Source organism: Stutzerimonas tianxiuensis, from assembly GCF_053470365.1.
Genome location: NZ_JBPVWS010000002.1, coordinates 515,075 through 535,059 on the forward strand (window position 1 = coordinate 515,075; position 19,985 = coordinate 535,059).

A 19,985-nucleotide genomic window follows, 5' to 3' on the forward strand; every position below is an offset into this window, starting at 1 on the left:
TGGCGTATCGCTACTCGTTGTGCCGGGCCGCGGTCAGACCGCGGCAATCTCCACTGCATCGCCGTTGAGGCGCGCTGGCCATACTTGCAATTGCTGTTCCGGGTACTCCAGGCAGCTGCCATCGGCCAGGCGGAAGTGCTGCTTGTACAGGGGCGAAGCAATCACCAGGTCGCCTTTCAGCTGCCCCAGGATGCCGCGACCGATGACATTGGCGCCCGATTTCGGGTCCTTGTTCGAGATGGCGAAGACCTGTTCGCCGGTTTCGGTGTCGGGGAGGTGGAACAGCGCCACCTGTTCTCCCTCGAGCCAGGCGACCACGCCTGAATTGGCAACCAGATCGCGGCGGCTGCACAGGGCTCGCCAACTGGCGGATTGAACGGAATCAATACGTACGGCGTTGGGCTGGCTCATCAGAGCACCTCCTCGGTGACGGGAATCAGGTGAAGTTCGTGTGCATGTACCGGACGGCGCTGGCCGCGTTCCCTGACGAAGTGGACGTCGGGGTCGCCGCGCCTGTCGTTGATAAAGGTGCGGAAGCGCTTGAGCTTTTCCGGGTCCTTGATGGCGTTGGCCCATTCGCATTCGTAGCGGTCGACCACCAGCTGCATCTGCGCTTCCAGCTCGGCGGCGAGGTTCAGGCTGTCGTCGATGACCACCTCCTTGAGGTAGTCCAGGCCGCCTTCCAGCGATTCGCGCCACACCGAGGTGCGCTGCAGCTTGTCCGCGGTACGGATGTAGAACATCAGGAAGCGGTCGATGTAGCGGATCAGGGTTTCGTCATCCAGATCGGTGGCGAACAGCTCGGCGTGGCGCGGACGCATGCCGCCGTTTCCTGCGACATACAGGTTCCAGCCGTTCTCGGTAGCGATCACGCCGATGTCCTTGCTTTGCGCCTCGGCGCATTCGCGGGTGCAACCGGAGACGCCAAACTTGATCTTGTGTGGCGAGCGCAGGCCCTTGTAACGATCCTCCAGGCGCAGCGCCATGCCGACGCTGTCCTGCACGCCGTAGCGGCACCAGGTGCTGCCGACGCACGACTTCACCGTGCGCAGCGACTTGCCGTAGGCGTGACCGGTCTCGAAGCCTGCTTCGATCAGCTCGCCCCAGATGTCCGGCAGTTCGTGCAGCTGGGCGCCAAACAGGTCGATGCGCTGGCCGCCGGTGATCTTGGTATAGAGATCGTATTTCTTGGCCACCGCACCGAGCGCGATCAGCTTGTCCGGGGTGATTTCACCGCCGGCAATGCGCGGCACCACCGAGTAGGTGCCGTTCTTCTGCATGTTCGCCATGAAGGTGTCGTTGGTGTCCTGCAGCGGAATCAGCCCTGGGTCGGTAATCGGCTGGTTCCAGCAGGACGCGAGGATCGAACCCACGGCTGGTTTGCAGATGTCGCAGCCGGTGTGGCCGCGGCCGTGTTTGGCGAGCAGTTCATCGAAGCTGATGATCCCTTCGACGCGAACGATCCCGTACAGCTCCTGGCGGGTGTGGGCGAAGTGCTCGCACAGGCTATTGTCGACTTCGACGCCGCGTGCGGTCAGCTCATGTTCGAAGACCTGCTTGAGCAGGGCACTGCAACCGCCGCAGCCGGTACCGGCCTTGGTTGCGGCCTTGAGTTCGCCGAGGTCGGTGATGCCGGCGTCGACCTGACAGCACACTGCGCCCTTGGTGACGTTATGGCAGGAGCAGATCGTCGCGATGTCGGGAAGGGCGTCCGCGCCCAGCGTCGGTGCGCCATCGGACAGCGGCAGGATCAGGCTGGACGGGTCGGCCGGGAGCTTGATGCCGTTCTGCGCGTATTGCAGCAGGGTGTCGTAGTAGCTGTTGTCGCCGATCAGCACGGCACCGATGACGCGTTTGCCGTCCTCCGACAGCACCAGACGGCGGTAACTGGCATTGGCCTCATCGATAAAACGGTAGCTCTTGGCGCCAGGCGTGGCGGCATGGGCGTCGCCAATGGAACCGACATCGACGCCGAGCAGCTTGAGCTTGGTCGACATGTCAGCGCCGCTGAACGGCTGGTGCCGTTCGCCGCAGAGCAGGGCTGCCAGGTTACGTGCCATGGTGTAGCCGGGCGCGACCAGGCCGAAGACCATACCGTTCCAGGACGCACACTCACCGATGGCAAAGATCGAGGGATCGCTGGTGCGGTAGTCGGTGTCGATCACCACACCGCCGCGCGGCGCGATGTCCAGCTCGGCGCTGCGGCCCAGGGCATCCTGCGGGCGGATACCGGCTGAGAAGACGATCAGGTCCGTTTCCAGATACTCACTTCTACCATCAGCACCGTCCTGGAAGTTCATCCGGTAGGCGTATTCTTCGCCGATGACGATTTCCTGCGTGGCGCGGGACAGATGCACGCCAACGCCCAGCGCCTCGATGCGGGCCTTGAGTGCGGCGCCGCCTTCCTCGTCCAGCTGAACGGGCATCAGGCGCGGCGCGAACTCGACGACATGGGCTTCGAGGCCGAGCGACTTGAGCGCGTTAGCGGCTTCCAGACCGAGCAGACCGCCACCGACCACGACGCCGCGCTTGGCATTGCTGGCCGCAGCACGGATGGCGTCCAGATCATCGAGGGTGCGGTAGACCAGGCGTGAGTTGCCTTCGGCACCCGGAATCGGCGGTACGAACGGGTAGGACCCGGTGGCCAGAATCAGCTTGTCGTAAGCCTGGCGGCCTTCGGCGGTGACCACTTCCTTGCGCTCGCGGTCGATTTCCAGCACCTGCACGCCGAGGTGGATGTGCACGCCGTGAGTGGCGTAGTAGTCGGCTTCGCACATGGCCAGGGAGTCGGCATCGCGACCCCCGAAGTACTCGGAGAGATGAACGCGGTCATAGGCGCGCTGGCGCTCTTCGCCATACACATGAATCTGGTACTGGCCCAGCGCGCCGCGCTCGACCAGCTGCTCCACGCAGTGGTGACCCACCATCCCGTTGCCGATGACGACCAGCGTTTCACTTTTGAGCGGGGTGACGATTGCGTTCATGACCGGTTCCTCCGTCGACACCGCGTGCGGTGTCGTCGTACAAAAACAAAAAAGGCGCCTGGAGCTGTCGAGCAGCTCCAGGCGCCTTTGCCTGGAATTTGAGTTGTGGGGTGATGTTCGAGCGACGTTGCCCGCTGCACCCGTCCCGTGCCGCTTACGGCTGAGGGTCTACGCTGACCCCGGGATGCACTGCCGAATCAATCGGCAGGCGTTGCATAGGCCATAGCAGGTTGCGTGCCATTCCAGCCCGATCACCGTTGGGTGGGGCAGAACCCTTAAGTAAGTGGGGCGTTGAGACGTGTGATTAGCGCCGCTGTCACAGGGCCATAGAGCCAAATGGGGCGTCTGCATGAGCTGCAATGGTGCGGCAACGCCTGAGGGTCCCCATTTGAGGGCATTATCAAGCCGGTGGTGGACCTTTGGTCCAGGTCAGGCGCCGTTGATGCCTCGGTTCATCAGCGCTCGGCTCCAGACGCCGGCGACGACGATCACAGTTGCACTGTGGGCTTTGCATTGCTGACGCCTCGCGCTTTAAGCGCGAGCGCGGCTTAAGTAGCACACCCATGTCACTGCGTAGTGCGCGGCACCGACAGGACGGGCTGAGCGGATGTTGAGTGGCTGATGATCCGTGTTTTTTTGGGTGCCGCCGACCGTTTGGCTATTTTTCAGCTATAGCCATATTCCTGACACAGTGACTTTTTAAGGTGATTCTCCGGTGCCAGAGTGCCGCGCATATCGCACGGCGCCGGCTCCGACCCGGATGGAGACACTGCCCCATGCGTATCTCGAAGCCGCTGGTCGTGGCGCTTGTCGCTGCGATTTCCGCCCCCGCCATGGCCGCCAGCAATACCCTGGTGGGTTGGGCCATGATGCCTGCCGATACCTTGTCCGATGGCCCGACGTCGGGTCAGATGGCTAGCGCCAATCCCTACGGGACCTTCGCGCCGCCGTATAAAGACCGCCAGCCGGTCCAGGGTTTCTCCGCCGTGCTGCCGGGAGCAGATGAAAACAGCTTCATCTTCATGACCGACAACGGCTTCGGTGGGCAAACGAACTCTGCCGACACCTTGCTGCGCCTGTATAGCGTGCGGCCTGATTTCCGCACGGTCAGCGGCGGCAGTGGCAAGGTCAGCGCAAGCGACTACCTGAGTGGTGCGCCACTGGCGCGTTTCTCTCATCCGTCTCGGCTGACGCTCAATGACGTTAACCAGAAGCTCGAGCTGCCGATCCAGGCCGACTATCGTTTCTATTACAACGACGGCTCCAAGCCACGCGTAGTCAGTGCAATCGACTTCGGTCGCCTGCTGACGGGCGCGGACCTTGACGTCGAGTCAGTTCGCCGCGACAAGCATTGCGCGATGTGGTTTGGCGATGAGTTCGGCCCCTACCTGATCAAGACCGATGCGTCCGGTACCGTCATGCGCAGCGCCATTTCATTGCCCGGCGTTTACGCACCGCAGCACAAGGACGTGGTGGCGAGGCGTGCGGCTGCCAACCTGGCCGGGTCGGGCGGTTTCGAAGGCATGGCGATCAACCCGCGCGGTGACCGTTTGTACGCGTTGCTGGAGAAGACCGTTGACGGCGATCCGACCGGAACACTGCGTATCAACGAGTTCGATATCGACCAGGAGCGTTACACCGGCAACCGGTTCTTCTATCATCTGCAAGCGCCCGAACACGCCATCGGCGACATGACGGCCATCGACGAGACGCGCTTTCTGGTCATCGAGCGCAACGGCGCGACGGCCACCGGCGGCACGCCGTTCAAGAAGATCTACCTGATCGATACGCGCGGCGTCGCCAGTGGCGGGACAGTGCACAAAACCGAGCTGGTCGACCTGATGCAGCTGGCTGACCCTGACGACCTGAACGGCGATGGCCAACGCTCGTTCAGCTTTCCCTACGTGACCATTGAAAGCGTGTTGCCGCTGGATTCGCGCACCTTGCTGGTGACCAATGACAACAACTTCCCGTACGGAGGCGGGCGTGGGCTCAATGCGGATGTCACCGAATTCCTGAAGATTCGCCTGGCCAACCCTATTCCCGGCGTCCGTCCGCCCCATTTGCAGCAGGCCAGAGACGCGCGGCGCTGTGAAATGTCGGCCGGGCTGGGGCAGGGCTGAGCCTCGCTTGTGAGCAAAGTGGCGGACACCAAGTGCGGGGCGCTACAGCTTACATATCAAGCATCAAAAGCTTCGCCAGCAAGCTCGCTCATACAGCAGGTACCCGCGAGCAAGTATTCCGTGCAGGAGCGAGTGTGCTCGAAAACGAGGCGGTGCATACGCCAGGCAAGCGCCTGGCGTATGCATTTCTGCCGCTGGGTGAGCAAGGCGACGCGTCCCTTCAGCCTACGGGGCAACGTGCCGCTGTAGGTGTGCAAATGCCGAACGGGATCACGCGTCGCCGACCTGCACCACCAGCTTTCCGAAATTCTTGCCTTCGAGGAGGCCGATAAATGCCTCGGGCGCATTTTCCAGCCCCTGGACGATCTGCTCGCGGTATTTGATCTTGCCTTCCGCATACCAGGCGCCCATTTCACGGGCGAACTCGTCGTAGCGGTGGCCGTAGTCGTTGAAGATGATGAAGCCCTGCATGCGCATGCGCTTCTTCAGAAGGGTGTCGAGCAACAATGGCAAGCGATCCGGCCCATCCGGCAGATCGGTGCTGTTGTACTGCGCGACTACTCCGCAGACCGGCACCCGTGCGCTGGTATTGAGCAGCGGCAGCACTGCATCGAATACCTTGCCGCCGACGTTCTCGAAATAGACGTCAATACCGTCCGGGCAGTGTTGGGCCAGTTGTTGTGGGAAGTCGCTGGCCCGGTGATCGATACAGGCATCGAAGCCAAGCGTTTCGACCGCATGCCGGCATTTTTCAGCGCCGCCAGCGATACCGACCACGCGGCAGCCTTTCAGCTTGCCGATCTGCCCGACCGTTGCCCCAACGGGCCCGGTGGCTGCTGCGACCACCAGGGTTTCCCCAGCCTTGGGCTGGCCGATGTCGAGCAGGCCCATGTAAGCGGTGAAGCCCGGCATGCCCAGTACACCAAGGGCGTGGGAAGGATGCGCCATATCAGGGGCGAGCTTGATCAGCCCTTGTCCATCGGACAACGCATAGTCCTGCCAGCCATTGCCACTGAGTACCCAGTCACCTTCCTGGTAGTCGGGATGACGTGACTCGACGACCCGGCAAACCGTGCCGCCAACCATCACATCGCCCACTTCCATAGGGGGCGCATAGGATGGCCCTGCACTCATGCGGCCGCGCATATAGGGATCGAGCGAGAGATAGACCGTACGCAGCAACAGCTGCCCATTGTCAGGGCTCGGTACCGTGCCGGATTCCATACGGAAATTGTCCGACGTGGGCGCACCGTGCGGGCGCGAAGCGAGGCGAATGCTGCGGTTGTGTTGCGATTGTTGAGTCATCGAGGTTCTCCCTTGAGTCGATCAGCAGATCAACGTGGGAGCCTGTTGCGCGCTGGACGTTCAATCGTTAGCCGAGCCGCCCGCTCTCTCGCGAGAGGTGGGATGGAGGTTTGGTGCAGCCGCCCCGAGAGAGAGCGGCTACACCACGATGGAGGCTTGAACAACGATGTCAGAGGTCGAGCCAGCCTTCGTTGTCAGAATCATCGCGGAACCGGTTGTACTCGTCTTCGTTCCAGTCGCCGCTCTTGTCGCGGTCGTAGGTGTTGTAGACGCCTTGACCGTACTCCTCATTGGTCAGGACTCCATCTCTGTCCGAGTCCCAGCGTGAAAACATGCCATCGTTATCGAAGCGGGTGCCCCATTCGTTGTAGTCCACAGAGCCTGATTTGTCGGCATCCCAGGTGTTGTAGTCCATCTCTGCGGCGTAGGTCATGGCCGAGCCGCCCGCAAGGGCCGCCGCTATAGCGAGACCGCCGATCGTTTTCTGCCATTTGGTGTTCATGCTGCTTCTCCTCTGCAAATTCTGGGTAGTCATCACCAGAGGATGGCGCTGACATTAATTTCGTAACCAGTGAGCATGCAGAGTTCTGGAAAAGCGCCGGCTACCGACACACGGCTATGCCGGTGTGAGGGGGAGCGTCCAGCGCTGTCGCTGCCCGCCGCGCCAGAAAGAGAAGGGGTGGTAATGCCCGGACGCTCAGCGGACAACTAGCTAAACGATCATGTGATTGCAGCGCGGGGCGCTTTTTCGGGTTGGGCCGGGTGGTTGGACCACCCGGCGTGATGCCGCGGTATTGGCGAGATCGGTCGGCCGCAACGAACAGCGTGTCCAGACCTAGGACGCTATTCGATTTCTCCCGGTGTGGCGGAGTAGTGCGCCGGGTCCTCTGTCACGGTTTCCTGCTCGGTGCGATGCATGTTGCGGTTGGGCACGCTGTCATTCTCCGGCAGACCCTTAACGACACGGCCATCCTCGGTCACGATCTGTCCCTGCTCGTTGCGGTGAGTTTCGAGCTTCTCCATCGGCGCGGGCGTGCCCATTGGGCTCGGACGTGAACCGGTATCGTCCTTCGGCGTGCCGGCTGGCCACTGCGCCAGGGCTGGCTGGGCGGCGCTTGCCAGTAATGCGGTCAACGCCAGTGACATCAAATGGGATCTGTTCATAGCGGTCTCCTGATCTGCATCTTCGGAAGGTTGGCGGTTGTGGCGCCCGTTCCGGCAGGCGGTCTGTGCTGGTGCGCGCTCAACGCACCTAGGCGCCCTCGGGCTGGCACACCAGCAACGCGATGGGGCCACCACTGGAATATTTGCCGGGCACCCTCGCCACGGCCTGTTCGTTTGGGCTGATCGACATCGCCGGCGACGCCGTCATCACGGTTTCTTCGGGCAGAGCGTGGAACTGGCACGACGCGACTTCCCGACTGTGGTTGGTCACCTTGATCGCTGGAACACCGCGCAAATCAACGTCATCCGAGGATGCCTGCGGCACTCCAAGCTCCTCGACTTCGAGGTTCATGCCGTTCAAACGGGTAACGACTAGAGGCTCCTGAGCGAGCGCAGGCAGAGCAAACGCCAAGCTGATCAGCGCTGATAGAGGTCTCTTCATTCTGCTTCTCCGTTTTAGTGACTTATTCATCTGAACCGGGTAGGCGCGGCGAGTTCGGGCCGCCAATCGACCTGTCGGACAGATCGTCAAATCAGCCCGTCACGGGCCGCTTCGATTGACCCGCCGATGATCTGGCTGAGCAACCGCGCGCCGTGCCGAGCGCCAGCAATGCCGGTACATAAGCGCGTCTTCCACAGTCTTCAACGTGCGCCGTATGGGTTGTCGTACAGCTGGCCATATCTTGTTGCAATTCACTGAACCCCGTTCGTCTTCCTGGGTCAGAGCTGAGCGTCGTGGCTCAAGGCTGCTACGCACCGCAGCTCACCCCTGCCAGGTTGTTACCTCCTACTCAAGTTGCTGAGCGCACCAATGGATAAGATTTACGCTGTCGTACTGTCTTATAAACGCAAGGATTTGCTTAAGCGTTGTCTGGATGGGATCGGTGCCCAGAGCCGCCCCTGCGACGCCATCATCGTGGTCGACAATGCCAGCAACGATGGGACCGAGGAGATGCTGCTCGAGTCAGACATCGCCAATCTCAAGGTCTATGTACTGTCCCGGAACACCGGTGCATCAGGTGGTTTCAGTGCCGGGTTTCGCATCGCGTATCAGCAAGGAGCTGACTTCGTCTGGATGATGGACGATGACGTGATTCCAGAGCCGGATGCGCTGGAACAACTGCTCGAGGCGGATCAGCGGCTCGCCGAGCACAAACAGCCACGCTCCTTCTTGCTGTCGAGGGCGTTTACCGAGGCGGGTTTGCTCACCAACGTGCCGCGAATCGATGAGCGTACCAACGCCATTGATTACGAAAATTGGCCCGCGTTGCTGCACCTCGGTGTAGTGCCAGTGCGACCAGCCACCTACGTATCGATCCTGGTACCGCGAGAAACACTGGCTCAGCATGGGGTGCCTTTGGCCCCCATGTTCATGTGGGGGGACGACACCGAGTTTACTCTGCGTATCAGCCAGAACACGCCTGGCTACCTTGTGGTCGCCAGCAAGGTACTGCACCTGCGACGCGTCAGTGGCGCGATCGACATCCTGCGCGAGCCTGACCCGAGCCGGATTGCGCTGCACCGGCACCTGGTTCGAAACGAGATCTTTGTCGCACGCCAATATTTCCGCAAACGACGCGTTTTGGGTCTGCTCTCCTCGCGGCTGAGCCTGGTTGCGGCAATGCTGCTGCGAGGACAGTTCGCCAAGTCACGCATCATTCTTTCCGGGCTGGTGGAAAGTGTCAGCTTCTCGCCTTCCCCTGAATCGGCCGATGCGCCGGTTGAGGCGCTGGGGGTGACCGTGCGTGAGCTGCTCCCAAAGCGGACAGACGTGCCGACTGAGGCAACTGAGCTAGCTGAGCAACGGCCGCCGGATGCCGCTGCCGCTCCCTGCACCGATAAGCCGGCTCATCATGACAGGCAGTCCAATCTGCGGATTCTGGTCTGCGGCGCAGAAGGGCAGGTGGGTTACTGCCTCATCAATCAGGCTGCGAGCTTTGGTTTGGAAGCCATCGGCTTGTCTCGCCAAGCGTTGGACATTACCAGCGCGGAGCAGGTGCGTGAGGCCATTGAGCGCCATGAGCCGGCGTTGATCATCAATGCCGCTGCATACACCAACCTGGACCATGCCGAGGCAGAGGTGGCGCAGGCGCAAGCAGTCAATCGCGACGGTGTAGCTAACCTGGCCGCCGCTGCCCGGCAGTTCAATATTCCCTTGTTCCACCTGTCGAGCGAATACGTCTTCTCCGGCGAAGCTGATAAACCCTACCGTGAAACTGACCAGCCGACACCCAACAGCGTCTACGGCTCCACGCGTCGTGCGGGCGAGATGGCGATCAGTCAGACGTTGGACCGCTTCCTCATTCTGCGAACCAGCTGGATTTATGGGGAGCGCGGAAACAATTTCGTGAAGACGATGCTCAACCTGAGCAACAAGACCGAGGAAGTGTCGGTCGTCAGTGATCAGGTCGGTTGCCCGACCCGTGCCCGTAGCGTTGCACGCGTCCTGATTGAATTGGCGCTGCGTTATTGCCGCGACGGTGATCTGGAATGGGGGCTGTATCACTACAGCGGCGCTTCACCGTGCAGTTGGGCCGAATTCGCCACTCAGATCTTCAAGGAAGCGGAATCGGCCGGGTTGATCGACACCGCGCCGCGTGTGCTGCCGGTACCTAGTTCGAGCCTGCCACGGGCAGCGATGCGACCTGCATGGTCGGTGCTCGATTGTGCGCTCATCGAGGAGACCTTCGGCATTCGACCCAAGCACTGGCGAGATGAATTGCGGCATGTGATTCGTCGAATCAGCGATATGCCGGTCGTGCCATTCGGGCCTTCGCCAAGCCGGGTTCCGTTCAAAGCTTATCCGTTCTGCATCAAGGAACGACCTGCACAGCTGTCCTCGTCCAGACGCTCGGCCACCGGCGACTAGACTCGCATCACAAAAGAAAACTTTTTCTAAATATTACGGTCCGAGGGGCAGGACTTTTTCGAAGGGATGTCGCCATGACAGACGCAGCGATTAAAAGAGTAGGTGTTTCGGGTACAGGGATGATCTCGCACTGTTTCGTTCGTCTGATCATGCAGCACTACAGCGATCTGCGAATAAGCCGGGTCTTGACCCGCAGAAACGTCGGAACATTGAGCAGCTTCCCGCTGGCCGAGGTGCTGACGAACTCCATTGACGATTTGATTGCGAACTCGGATGTGATCGTTGAGTGCACGGGCGATGTGTTTTTCGGTACTGAAGTGATCGAGCGTGCCTTCGAGGCCGGGGTACCAGTCGTCACTATCAATGCCGAGCTTCAGGTCACCACAGGGTCCTACCTCTCGGGCAAAGGGTTTCTGACCGAAGCCGAAGGGGATCAGCCAGGCTCGCTCGCCGCATTGCGCGAAGAGGCCCTGCAGATGGGCTTTCTGCCGCTGGTGTACGGCAACATGAAGGGTTACCTGAACCACAATCCCAGTCCTGAGGACATGGCTTACTGGTCCAAGCGGCAGGGCATCAGCATTGAGCAGACCACGTCCTTCACCGACGGCACCAAGGTGCAGATCGAGCAGGTCGTGGTCGGCAACGGGTTTGGCGCGACCATTACCCGACGTGGCCTGGAGGGACTGGCATCCACCGATCTCAATGTCAGTGGCAATGTTCTTGGCCTGATTGCCGAGGGCGTCGGCCAGCCGATCGTCGATTATGTTCTGCCCAACGGTTACTCGGCCGGCGGCGTGTTCCTGGTATGCAGGCACGATGAGATGCAGGCGCCAGCAATCGAATACTTCAAGCTGGGTCCCGGTCCTTACTACGTGCTGACACGACCGTTTCACCTGTGCTCGCTGGAAGTTGGCAAAACCGTTCGCCGGGTATTGGCTGGCGGCGGCGTGCTGCTGAACAATTCTGTCTCGCCCACCCTGGGTGTCGCGGCAATAGCCAAACGTCCAATAAAGCCGGGAGAGATGATCGTCCGAGGCATCGGCGGATTCGACGTTCGCGGCGAAGCGGTGAAGCTTGCCGACGAGCTAGACCACGTACCTATCGGTCTGTTGCGCAATACGGTTCTCAAACGACCGGTTGAGCCGGGGCAGTTGATCACCTTCGACGACATCGAGGTTCAGCCGAGTCGAGTGCTGGATATCATTTTCCAGCAGCAGCAGAAAATGTTGCAGCAGGTTCAAACAAAGGCTGAGCCAGCGATGTTGTGTCAGGCCCTGCCGTGAGAGCCCGGGACGAGGCAGAGGTGTGGGCTGACGGGTACGGCTTCATGGAGTTTCAGCGGACCGGAACCGGCCTCGTCCCCTATCACCACGAATCTCGCGCTACAAACCTGCCTTTGCCACCCGCAGCGTCTGCAACATTGGCCGATGATAAATCGGCCGGCGACGAAGATGGTTTCACCCTGCTGGCTTGATCGGCTGGCTTACACGGCTGAATCTGAGCCCGGGCTCACCTCAGCGGTCATATTGAGGGTGTTCCAAAGGTTGCACGCCAAGCGCACCACGGCACCCCCAAAGCCGATGGCCTCTGTTCGAGCATCCTGCTCGTTGTCGAAAACCGTGAGCACGCTGCCGTAGGAGTAAACAACTCCCCAGTGATTCATGCTTTCGTTATCTGCCTTGATGCAATCCATGGACGTCTCCTTATGTCACGGGGCGTGACAAAAATACGTCGCATAGATAGCACGGCGTCATAACGCCGACAATTGCCATTCGGCGGACGTGCAATTAACCGCCAGACGGCAGATTGGTACTGATTTTTTAACCAGTCACGAACTCAATGCCGATATGCGCTCGCGCCGGACTGCCGCAGCGAAAAGCGCTCAATGGCTGCATCGTGTGGCAGTTCGGTAATCGCACTCTTCACGAAGTGCCACGGCGTTCGCCCGGATGCGTTTCGTGGCCCATCGGCGTGGTGTCTGGAAGGGTCACACCTGGCTCGGCGAAATCGGGGCTGTGCACTTCCGAGTCCAATGGCATGTGACTGTAGCGCTGCTTGTCAGGAGAGACCTGATGTGGCGGCTGCTCGGTTGCGGTGAGAATACGTTTTGCCTCGCAGCGGCCGCTGATACCTCGAGCCAGAGCCATGCCGCCCATTGCGAGCTGCAGCAGGCCGGTCAAACCGCCGCGCCGCAAACCTCGGCCCAGCATCACCAGGCCGCCTGCCACCGAGGCACTGCGTTCCCAGCCATGCACGTTTTGCGGTGCGTTCTTGTCGAATAGATTCATAGTCATTCCTTTAATAGTGATCAGCCGTTGAGCGTGGTGCCCGTCGAGGGCGGAAACGGGTCCAGTGGCGGCGACGCTGCCCCAAAAGACGCTGCTCCAGCCTGACGAGCCTGTGTGATGCCGCTATGGCTCGTTTCGTTGGTCTTAGGTTCGGCAGCAACAGAGGGGAAATCGTTCGAGGCGGGAGATGAGTGGTGCGACACAAGACTTGACAGTTGGGCAGGGGTCCCGCAGATTTCGCTAAACGTAATTGAATTACGCAAAAAAATAATAGAGCGCTGCGCAGATGCGGCGCACCTTGTATGCAGCCATGGCAACGAATATGGATTCATCAGTTTTCTTCCGCTTCATCGAGTCCGCTCGTCCCCACACCGCTCAGGCGTCCACCCGCTCGGTGAGCCTGATCGCTTCGGTTGGCCGATTGGCGGCTGGCGATACGCGTCGGCCAACCCAGCCAATGCGCAGCGCGCAGGGCATGGTGGTAGTTAGGCTTGACGCCTGGATGAGCTGTTGAAATGAAGATATTGGGCTTTCGATTGACGCTGGGCGACCATCTGGGTCGCAGTGTCCGTGGGATTTCCTGTGCGCCACCGGGTTGACCTCCGCATGACGTCAACCACCAAACGCACCGTTATTCCAAGGAGCCAATCATGGCCGACCTGTTTGAAAACCCAATGGGCCTCATGGGCTTCGAGTTCATCGAATTTGCCTCGCCCACCCCGAACGTCATCGAGCCCGTGTTGGAAAGCATGGGCTTTGCCCATGTCGCCAACCATCGTTCGAAGGATGTGGCGCTGTACCGTCAGGGCGAAATCAACGCCATCGTCAATCGCGAGGCAACGGGTCTTCCGGCCTATTTTGCAGCTGAGCACGGACCGTCCGTGTGCGGCATGGCATTCCGCGTAAAGGACGCACAGAAGGCCTATTCCCGTGCCCTCGAACTGGGCGCGCAGGCCATCGAGCTGCCGACTGGCCCGATGGAACTGCGTCTGCCGGCGATCAAGGGCATCGGCGGCGCGCCGCTGTATCTGATCGACCGCTTCGGTGAGGGCAGCTCGATTTACGACATCGATTTCGTATTCCTCGAAGGCGTCGAGCGTCATCCAGTCGGAGCGGGCCTGAAGCTCATCGATCACCTGACCCACAATGTTTACCGCGGGCGCATGGCCTATTGGGCGGACTTCTACGAGAAGCTGTTCAACTTTCGTGAAATCCGCTACTTCGACATCAAAGGTGAATACACCGGCCTGACGTCGAAGGCCATGACTGCGCCGGACGGCATGATCCGCATCCCGCTCAACGAGGAGTCGTCGAAGGGCGCCGGGCAGATCGAGGAATTCCTCATGCAGTTCAACGGCGAGGGCATTCAGCACGTCGCCTTCCTGACCGACAACCTGATCGAGACCTGGGACAAGCTGAAGGCCGGCGGCACAGTCTTCATGACGGCACCGCCGGAAACCTATTACCAGATGCTTGAAGAGCGGCTGCCCAACCACGGTGAGCCCGTGGAAGAGCTCAAGTCACGGGGCATCCTGCTCGATGGCGCAGAGGAGAACGGCGAGCAGCGTCTGCTGCTGCAGATCTTCTCAGGCACGGTGCTGGGCCCGGTATTCTTCGAGTTCATCCAGCGCAAGGGTGACAGTGGCTTCGGCGAAGGCAACTTCAAGGCGCTGTTCGAATCCATCGAGCGTGACCAGATCCAACGCGGAGTGCTGAGCACCACCGAGTAACTGCCGAAACGGCAACCGGCTCCGGTTGCCGAACCGATCAATCGGTTTGCTTGACGGCCGTTCGAGAGCACCCTAAGGGCACCAGCTGATGTTGGTGCCGCTTTGGTCGAGTTGACTGCCACATCATCCGCACGCTCTATCCGGGCAAGCCCTCAGGTCGGCAAAATCGAGTCAGGCGACGGTTATGTCGGGTCGGCAGCTGGAGCGGTGCCGTGGTCGTCAGCGTTAGTGTCACGATCCCTTTCGTAGCGTTGGGTGTGCGGGAACAGCGGCAACCAGTCCTCGCGACGAACCGTCCAGCACTCGTAGATGGGCGCCAGTTGGTTGGGGGTATCAAGAGAGCCCAGATGCACTTCGATTTCGTTCGCAGTGCGCGCGAAAACGGACGAGCCGCAGCGGGGGCAGAAGAATCGACCGGCATAGCTTTGCGCTTCGCCACTGATCCTCACCGAATGCTGCGGAAACACTGCGGCGGCATAGAAGAGGGCGCCGTGATGCTTGCGACAGTCGAGACAATGACACAGGCCAACCCGGCTCGGGAGACCCGTCGCCACGAGGCGCAGGTTGCCGCAAAGGCAACCACCAGTGAATCGCTCCATGCTGTGCTACCTCTGGCAGGCGGGCAAATTGGGACTGTATGAACAGTCATAGCCGATGTCGAGAAGCGTCCGAGCGGCCGATCAATTGTCGACCGCGACTGCGCATCAGTTCCTCTGCGACGCCCGCAGGCAACCGAACACTGAAAGTCGCACTAGATCGTTCACGACAAACGTCAGCCGCTTGTTAACGCTTCACGGCCGAGTGCTCGCCGTAACGGTCATCCGACCGAGGTGCGGAGAAACTGGGCGATTGCCTCGATCACCGTTTCAGGTTGCTCACGATGGGGAACGTGCTGACACCCGTCGAGCGGTAGCTTCTGAACGCTGCCGGTTCCCAGCGCGGCGACACGATGAAGATGGTCCAGCGAACCGTATTCGTCTTCCCGGCCATGAATCGCCAGCAGTGGGCAGGCGAAGCAGGGAGCGCTTTCTTCTATCGTCCAGGTGGCGTAGCTTTTTGACAGCCAGGTGTTGATCCAGGCCCACAGAATCCATTCAGCCTTATCCCCGTGGTATTTGCGTAGCCGTTCCAGCTGGCCGGGTTCGGCGAATGCTGCCTGGGTGTCACGAATGCCCTGCAGGGTTCGGTCTTCGACGAACGCGAGGGCGGCGATGGTGATCAGCGCACGACAGTTGTTAGGGTGATGGGCGGCAAGGCTGGCGGCCATGATGCCGCCAACGCTGTGGCCGAGTGCAATGAAGTGCTCGATGTCCAGGGCGTGCCGCACCGGCGGGAAGAATTGCTCAGCTTCGTCACGTATGAAGCTGTTGGACCAGTCACCCGGATGCGCTGCGGAGCGACCGTAGCCAAGCCGGTCATAGGCAATGACGTCGTGACCGGTAGCCTCAGCCAGGCGCTCGGGAAGGTCGCGCCACAGTTCTACGCAACCAATGGAATCGTGCATCAGGACGATGGGCGATTTGCGTGAATCACGGACGCGCCAGCGACTGGTGAACACGTCGCCGCGTGCCGTGGATAGGACGCGGTCTTCCGTCGAAACGATCATGAGAATCCTTGTGCCGCCGGTTCTGGTTGGCATCGATCTGCGCCGGGCGTCAGCGTTATGCATGGCGGCCTCAGGCAGGCCGCCTCGTCGCTGAGTAAACCGCGTGCCGTTGCGAGCTTTAAGGCCCAGGCGGCGCCGGAAGTAGTGATCAGCGGCCGCCTGTCGCGGCCATGCTCTGACGTGTGCGTCGGCGCTGGCTTCAGTTCGCCGCGGTCGCTGCCGCTGGCTGCTGTGCCGCCACTTCTCGGTCGCGCAGCAGGAACCGCTGGATTTTCCCGCTCGGGGTTTTCGGCAGTTCGCTGACGAACTCGATTTCGCGCGGGTAGGCATGGGCGGACAGACGCTGACGCACGTGCTGCTGCAACTCATCGGCCAGCGCATCGCCGGCCTGATGGCTTGCATGCAGCACGACAAAGGCTTTCACCAGTTCGGTTCGCTCCGGATCGGGCTTGCCGATTACCGCCGCTTCGATAACTGCAGGGTGTTCCACCAGGGCGCTCTCCACGTCAAAGGGGCCGACTCGGTAGCCCGACGTGGTGATGACGTCATCGGCGCGGCCGACGAAACTGATGCTGCCGTCGGCGTTGAGTTCGACGGTGTCGCCGCTCAGGTAGTAGTGCCCAACGAAGGCCTTGGTTCGGCCGCCCGCATAACCGTTGAACCAGAGCAACGGTGACTGATTGCGGTCCAGTGCGAGCATGCCGGGTTTGCCAGGCTCCAGCTCGCGTTGTTGATCGTCGATGACCACGACGCGGTGCCCGGGCATCGCATAGCCCGCCGTGCCGATGCGCACGGTATGGCTCAGCGCATGGTGGTTGCACAGAACCATACCCAGTTCGGTCTGCCCGTAATGATCATGAATCGTGCAGCCAAGGCCGCTGCTGAACCAGCGGATGACCTCGGGAGTGAGTGGTTCGCCCGCGCTGCTCACGGCGCGCAGCTGCCCCTTGATCTTGCCTTCGACCTCATGCCGCGCGGCCAGCAGCAGGCGGAACGCGGTAGGTGAGCCGGCCATGTTGGTGATCTTGTATTCATTGACAATGCGACAGGTGCTGTCGACAGTAAATCCGCCCTCATAAAACAACGTCGAATGGCCCATCGCGAGCGGTCCGGTAACGGCGTAGTACAGACCGTACGCCCAGCCCGGATCGGCAATGTTCCAGAAATTGTCTTCGGGCCGGAGATCGACCGCATCACGCATATAGGTGACGAACGCCACGATGGCCTTGAGCGGCACATGCAGCTGCTTTGCCGGCCCGGTAGTACCAGAGGTGAACATGGCGAGAAAGGGCGCCTCGCCGTCCAGCAGCACCGGCTCGAATTTGCTCGGTTGTAGATTGACCTGTGACCAGAAGTCGCCAGCTCCGTCGCCGACTACCAGACGACGCGGCGCGGCTTCGATGGCGTCCAGCTTCTCGCTGTTGACAGCATCGGTGACGACCATCTTCGCGCCGGATTCCTTGATCCGATGCTCGACCGCTTTGGGGCCGAAGGCGGTGAACAATGGCTGATAGATAGCTCCCGCGCGCCAGGTGCCGAGGATGGTGATCAATAACTCGGGCGTGCGCGGCAGCAGACCGGCAACAGTATCGCCCGGCTTGATGCCATAACTGTCCAGCAGGTTGGCGAAGCGCGCCGAGGCTTCCTTGAGCTGGGCGAAGGTCCATGTAGCGCGTTGACCCTCTCGACCTTCCCAAATGAGGGCGACCTTGTCTGAATCGGCGTGGCGGTCACAGCACTCGACACAGGCATTCATCGAGGTGAGATCGCCGCTAAGAATGGCCGAGACCGTTTGCTCGTAGTCGAATTCACTGGCCGCAGTGGCATGGTCGCGCATGGCTGGCTCCTGGATCTTGTTGTTATTGGGTTGTCCGGATATTGGCGCTGCAAGGTGTCCGCAACAATGGCAAAAGCCACCAAGGTGGCTGAGCGGTTTGGACAAATGCCAAGAGCCAGTAGGGGCGCTGTTAGACGCCATCCGTCCGTAGACAGCAATGCAGACACCATAAGCCGTAGTATGGGCGGCAACACCTGATGCCGCTGCCACTGAGCTGGCGATTCTTGCCTGGCGCAGAAAATGACCGGCGACGGCTGGGCTGATTATTCTTGGGGAGCTGTTACATGCCCAGCCAGTTTGGCAGGGCCAACGACCTTGTCGGGATGTAGTTGGTCTCGGTCAGGAAAATCGATAAAAGGCATCCGTCATGGCAGGGCAGCACGGAATCCCGGTTGAGAATTGCCGCACCAATGTGAGGTCTGCATGCTGCTTCTCGCTGTTTCCACGCGAGCGGTATGCAGATCGCCAGGGTGCCAGCGCCGATTACATGCAGGTCGAGCGCTTTTGCGAATGACTTGATACAAATCAGACCAGCCGTGGTGGTTATTGCGGCGATCGATGTGGATATGATCTGCCGCCCGTTTTGAGCTTCACGGGTCCTGACTGCCAACAACCTGAGATACCTGATGGAATCCCTCATCCAGCTGTTTTCCGAACCCACCACATGGGTGGCTGTGGCCACGCTGATCACCATGGAAGTGGTACTCGGCATCGATAATCTGATCTTCATATCGATCCTGACGAACAAGCTCCCAGAGCATCAGCGCGAACGAGCGAGGCGGATTGGGATTGGTCTCGCACTGATCATGCGTTTGGGTCTGCTGGGAACCGTGGCCTGGATCGTCCAACTCACCGAGCCGGTGATCGAGTTGTTCGGCAATGCGTTCTCCTGGAAGGACATGATCCTGATCGCCGGTGGTCTGTTTCTGCTGTGGAAGGCAACGAAGGAGATTCACCACAGCATGGACCCAACGCCCGGAGGGGACATGTTCGAGGGCAAGCCGCTCGGAAACGCGGTTGCGATGGGCTTCGGTACTGCGATTGCGCAGATCCTGCTGCTGGATCTGGTGTTCTCGATCGACAGCATCATCACCGCCGTGGGGATGACGGAGCATGTCTCGATCATGGTTATTGCCGTGGTCGTCGCAGTGACCGTAATGCTCGTGGCAGCCAACCCGCTAGCCAAGTTCATTAACGAAAACCCGACAGTGGTCATGCTGGCCCTGGGCTTTCTGTTGATGATCGGCATGACGCTGATCGCGGAAGGTTTCGGCGCTCATGTGCCCAAGGGCTACGTCTACGCAGCCATGGCATTCTCGGCGGGGATCGAGATGCTGAACATGCTTTCTCGACGTGCTAAGCGAAAGCAGCTCGGCTCGACAGAGGCCCGTTAAAGCGAACGACAGCGGCCGTCTTAACGGGGGATGGCCGCTTCGCCCGATCAGAACGGAGATGCGGGGGAGGTGTCCTCATCGGGCCTGCCGCTCGGCGTGCACGATCGCAATGACTAACTCCTGAGTTTGTCTTGTTGTGATTGCCGGTAACAATGCTGATTGGCCCGTGACCATTGCCAGGCCACTCAGGGGGCAAGTGATGCAGGAATGCGTTACTTGTCGACATGCGGCCCGCACCAATCTCCGCAGCGTGCATCGAACGTTGGAACCATCGACGTTCAATGCGAGGTGCTCCATGAGTATTGATCCGCTCGACAGACCCCACGACCAGCAGCCGGTGCCAGGGCAGGACCAGAACCCCAGCCATTCGCCTGAGCCTGATTTCATTACCGACAATCCTGATGTGCAGCCTGGTTCTGACCGTGGCAACGGCAGCCAACCCTCAGGCCCGACGAAGCGCCCGCCAGCTACCGACCCGAACGAGCCAGGGCTGGGCAATCCGCTGCCTTGAGTTCGTTAACCTTCATAGCGACTGTACGGACGGAGCATCCTTGCTCCCCTGAAGGGTGGCGAAGCCTCGGGGTCGGTAGCCCATAGGTTTTTCTTATCTAGCAGCCTGTCGGACTTTTCCCCTCGCCGGTAGAATTGCGCATCGCTCCTGGAACCTGACTGTATGAGCCGCTTT

18 protein-coding genes are annotated in these 19,985 nt (G+C 60.5%); 7 read left to right on the forward strand and 11 right to left on the reverse strand.

Annotated features, from left to right (window positions below):
* Positions 1-33: 33 nt before the first annotated feature.
* Both nirD and nirB read right to left on the reverse strand, forming a co-directional pair.
* Positions 34-411, reverse strand: a complete 378-nt coding sequence (gene nirD / locus ACSSNI_RS05055; RefSeq protein ID WP_102836396.1) for a nitrite reductase small subunit NirD — start codon at positions 409-411, stop codon at positions 34-36.
* Entirely contained in the window at positions 411-2,984 is a 2,574-nt protein-coding gene (gene nirB, locus ACSSNI_RS05060) for a nitrite reductase large subunit NirB (protein ID WP_200639539.1), read from the reverse strand. The genes nirD and nirB overlap by 1 nt, the downstream gene beginning before the upstream one ends.
* A 776-nt stretch (positions 2,985-3,760) precedes the next feature.
* On the opposite strand from nirB, the gene ACSSNI_RS05065 reads away from it, so the two are divergent.
* Entirely contained in the window at positions 3,761-5,107 is a 1,347-nt protein-coding gene (locus tag ACSSNI_RS05065; RefSeq protein ID WP_200639540.1) for an esterase-like activity of phytase family protein, read from the forward strand.
* A 270-nt stretch (positions 5,108-5,377) separates the two neighbouring features.
* On the opposite strand, the gene ACSSNI_RS05070 is transcribed toward ACSSNI_RS05065, so the two are convergent.
* The 4 genes from ACSSNI_RS05070 to ACSSNI_RS05085 all read right to left on the reverse strand — a co-directional run bounded on the left by ACSSNI_RS05070 (position 5,378) and on the right by ACSSNI_RS05085 (position 8,018).
* A complete protein-coding gene (locus tag ACSSNI_RS05070) occupies positions 5,378-6,412 on the reverse strand; it encodes an NADP-dependent oxidoreductase (RefSeq protein ID WP_200639541.1) in 1,035 nt (344 codons plus the stop codon).
* Between the two features lie 169 nt (positions 6,413-6,581).
* Positions 6,582-6,914: a penta-EF hand family protein gene (locus ACSSNI_RS05075; protein WP_200639542.1), complete on the reverse strand. Its 333-nt coding sequence runs from the start codon at positions 6,912-6,914 to the stop codon at positions 6,582-6,584.
* 341 nt (positions 6,915-7,255) lie between these two features.
* Positions 7,256-7,576 (reverse strand): hypothetical protein, encoded by a 321-nt coding sequence (locus ACSSNI_RS05080; protein ID WP_178114578.1) that lies wholly within the window; start codon positions 7,574-7,576, stop codon positions 7,256-7,258.
* A gap of 88 nt (positions 7,577-7,664) precedes the next feature.
* On the reverse strand, positions 7,665-8,018 hold the full coding sequence (locus ACSSNI_RS05085; protein ID WP_102838207.1) for a hypothetical protein: 354 nt from the start codon (positions 8,016-8,018) through the stop codon (positions 7,665-7,667).
* A 369-nt stretch (positions 8,019-8,387) separates the two neighbouring features.
* Between ACSSNI_RS05085 and rfbD the strand changes: the two genes are divergently transcribed.
* Together rfbD and ACSSNI_RS05095 are read left to right on the forward strand one after the other, a co-directional pair.
* The gene (rfbD, locus tag ACSSNI_RS05090; protein WP_200639543.1) at positions 8,388-10,445 is read left to right on the forward strand and encodes a dTDP-4-dehydrorhamnose reductase; all 2,058 of its coding nucleotides are present in this window, start codon (positions 8,388-8,390) and stop codon (positions 10,443-10,445) included.
* A gap of 119 nt (positions 10,446-10,564) precedes the next feature.
* Complete coding sequence (locus ACSSNI_RS05095) at positions 10,565-11,728, forward strand: SAF domain-containing protein (RefSeq protein WP_200639783.1); 1,164 nt, start codon at positions 10,565-10,567, stop codon at positions 11,726-11,728.
* Positions 11,729-11,928: 200 nt separating this feature from the next.
* Here the strand turns inward: ACSSNI_RS05095 and ACSSNI_RS05100 are convergent, their stop codons facing one another.
* Both ACSSNI_RS05100 and ACSSNI_RS05105 read right to left on the reverse strand, forming a co-directional pair.
* On the reverse strand, positions 11,929-12,138 hold the full coding sequence (locus ACSSNI_RS05100; protein WP_200639544.1) for a hypothetical protein: 210 nt from the start codon (positions 12,136-12,138) through the stop codon (positions 11,929-11,931).
* Between the two features lie 229 nt (positions 12,139-12,367).
* Complete coding sequence (locus tag ACSSNI_RS05105; RefSeq protein ID WP_148926032.1) at positions 12,368-12,739, reverse strand: YgaP-like transmembrane domain; 372 nt, start codon at positions 12,737-12,739, stop codon at positions 12,368-12,370.
* Between the two features lie 316 nt (positions 12,740-13,055).
* Here ACSSNI_RS05105 and ACSSNI_RS05110 point away from each other — a divergent pair, with 316 nt between their 5' ends.
* Positions 13,056-13,247 (forward strand): hypothetical protein, encoded by a 192-nt coding sequence (locus ACSSNI_RS05110; RefSeq protein WP_148926031.1) that lies wholly within the window; start codon positions 13,056-13,058, stop codon positions 13,245-13,247.
* Positions 13,248-13,383: 136 nt separating this feature from the next.
* Positions 13,384-14,463 carry a 4-hydroxyphenylpyruvate dioxygenase gene (hppD, locus tag ACSSNI_RS05115; protein ID WP_148926030.1) on the forward strand — a complete coding sequence of 360 codons (1,080 nt, stop codon included), beginning with the start codon at positions 13,384-13,386 and terminating at the stop codon, positions 14,461-14,463.
* A gap of 182 nt (positions 14,464-14,645) precedes the next feature.
* Here the strand turns inward: hppD and ACSSNI_RS05120 are convergent, their stop codons facing one another.
* From ACSSNI_RS05120 to ACSSNI_RS05130, 3 genes are all read right to left on the reverse strand, one after another.
* Positions 14,646-15,062, reverse strand: a complete 417-nt coding sequence (locus ACSSNI_RS05120; RefSeq protein ID WP_200639545.1) for a GFA family protein — start codon at positions 15,060-15,062, stop codon at positions 14,646-14,648.
* Between the two features lie 218 nt (positions 15,063-15,280).
* Positions 15,281-16,069 carry an alpha/beta fold hydrolase gene (locus ACSSNI_RS05125; RefSeq protein WP_234484564.1) on the reverse strand — a complete coding sequence of 263 codons (789 nt, stop codon included), beginning with the start codon at positions 16,067-16,069 and terminating at the stop codon, positions 15,281-15,283.
* A 199-nt stretch (positions 16,070-16,268) separates the two neighbouring features.
* The gene (locus ACSSNI_RS05130) at positions 16,269-17,906 is read right to left on the reverse strand and encodes an AMP-binding protein (RefSeq protein ID WP_448258979.1); all 1,638 of its coding nucleotides are present in this window, start codon (positions 17,904-17,906) and stop codon (positions 16,269-16,271) included.
* 626 nt (positions 17,907-18,532) lie between these two features.
* On the opposite strand from ACSSNI_RS05130, the gene ACSSNI_RS05135 reads away from it, so the two are divergent.
* Together ACSSNI_RS05135 and ACSSNI_RS05140 are read left to right on the forward strand one after the other, a co-directional pair.
* Positions 18,533-19,300, forward strand: a complete 768-nt coding sequence (locus tag ACSSNI_RS05135; protein ID WP_200639547.1) for a TerC family protein — start codon at positions 18,533-18,535, stop codon at positions 19,298-19,300.
* Positions 19,301-19,595: 295 nt separating this feature from the next.
* Complete coding sequence (locus tag ACSSNI_RS05140) at positions 19,596-19,811, forward strand: hypothetical protein (protein WP_102838220.1); 216 nt, start codon at positions 19,596-19,598, stop codon at positions 19,809-19,811.
* The last annotated feature ends 174 nt before the right edge of the window (positions 19,812-19,985 follow it).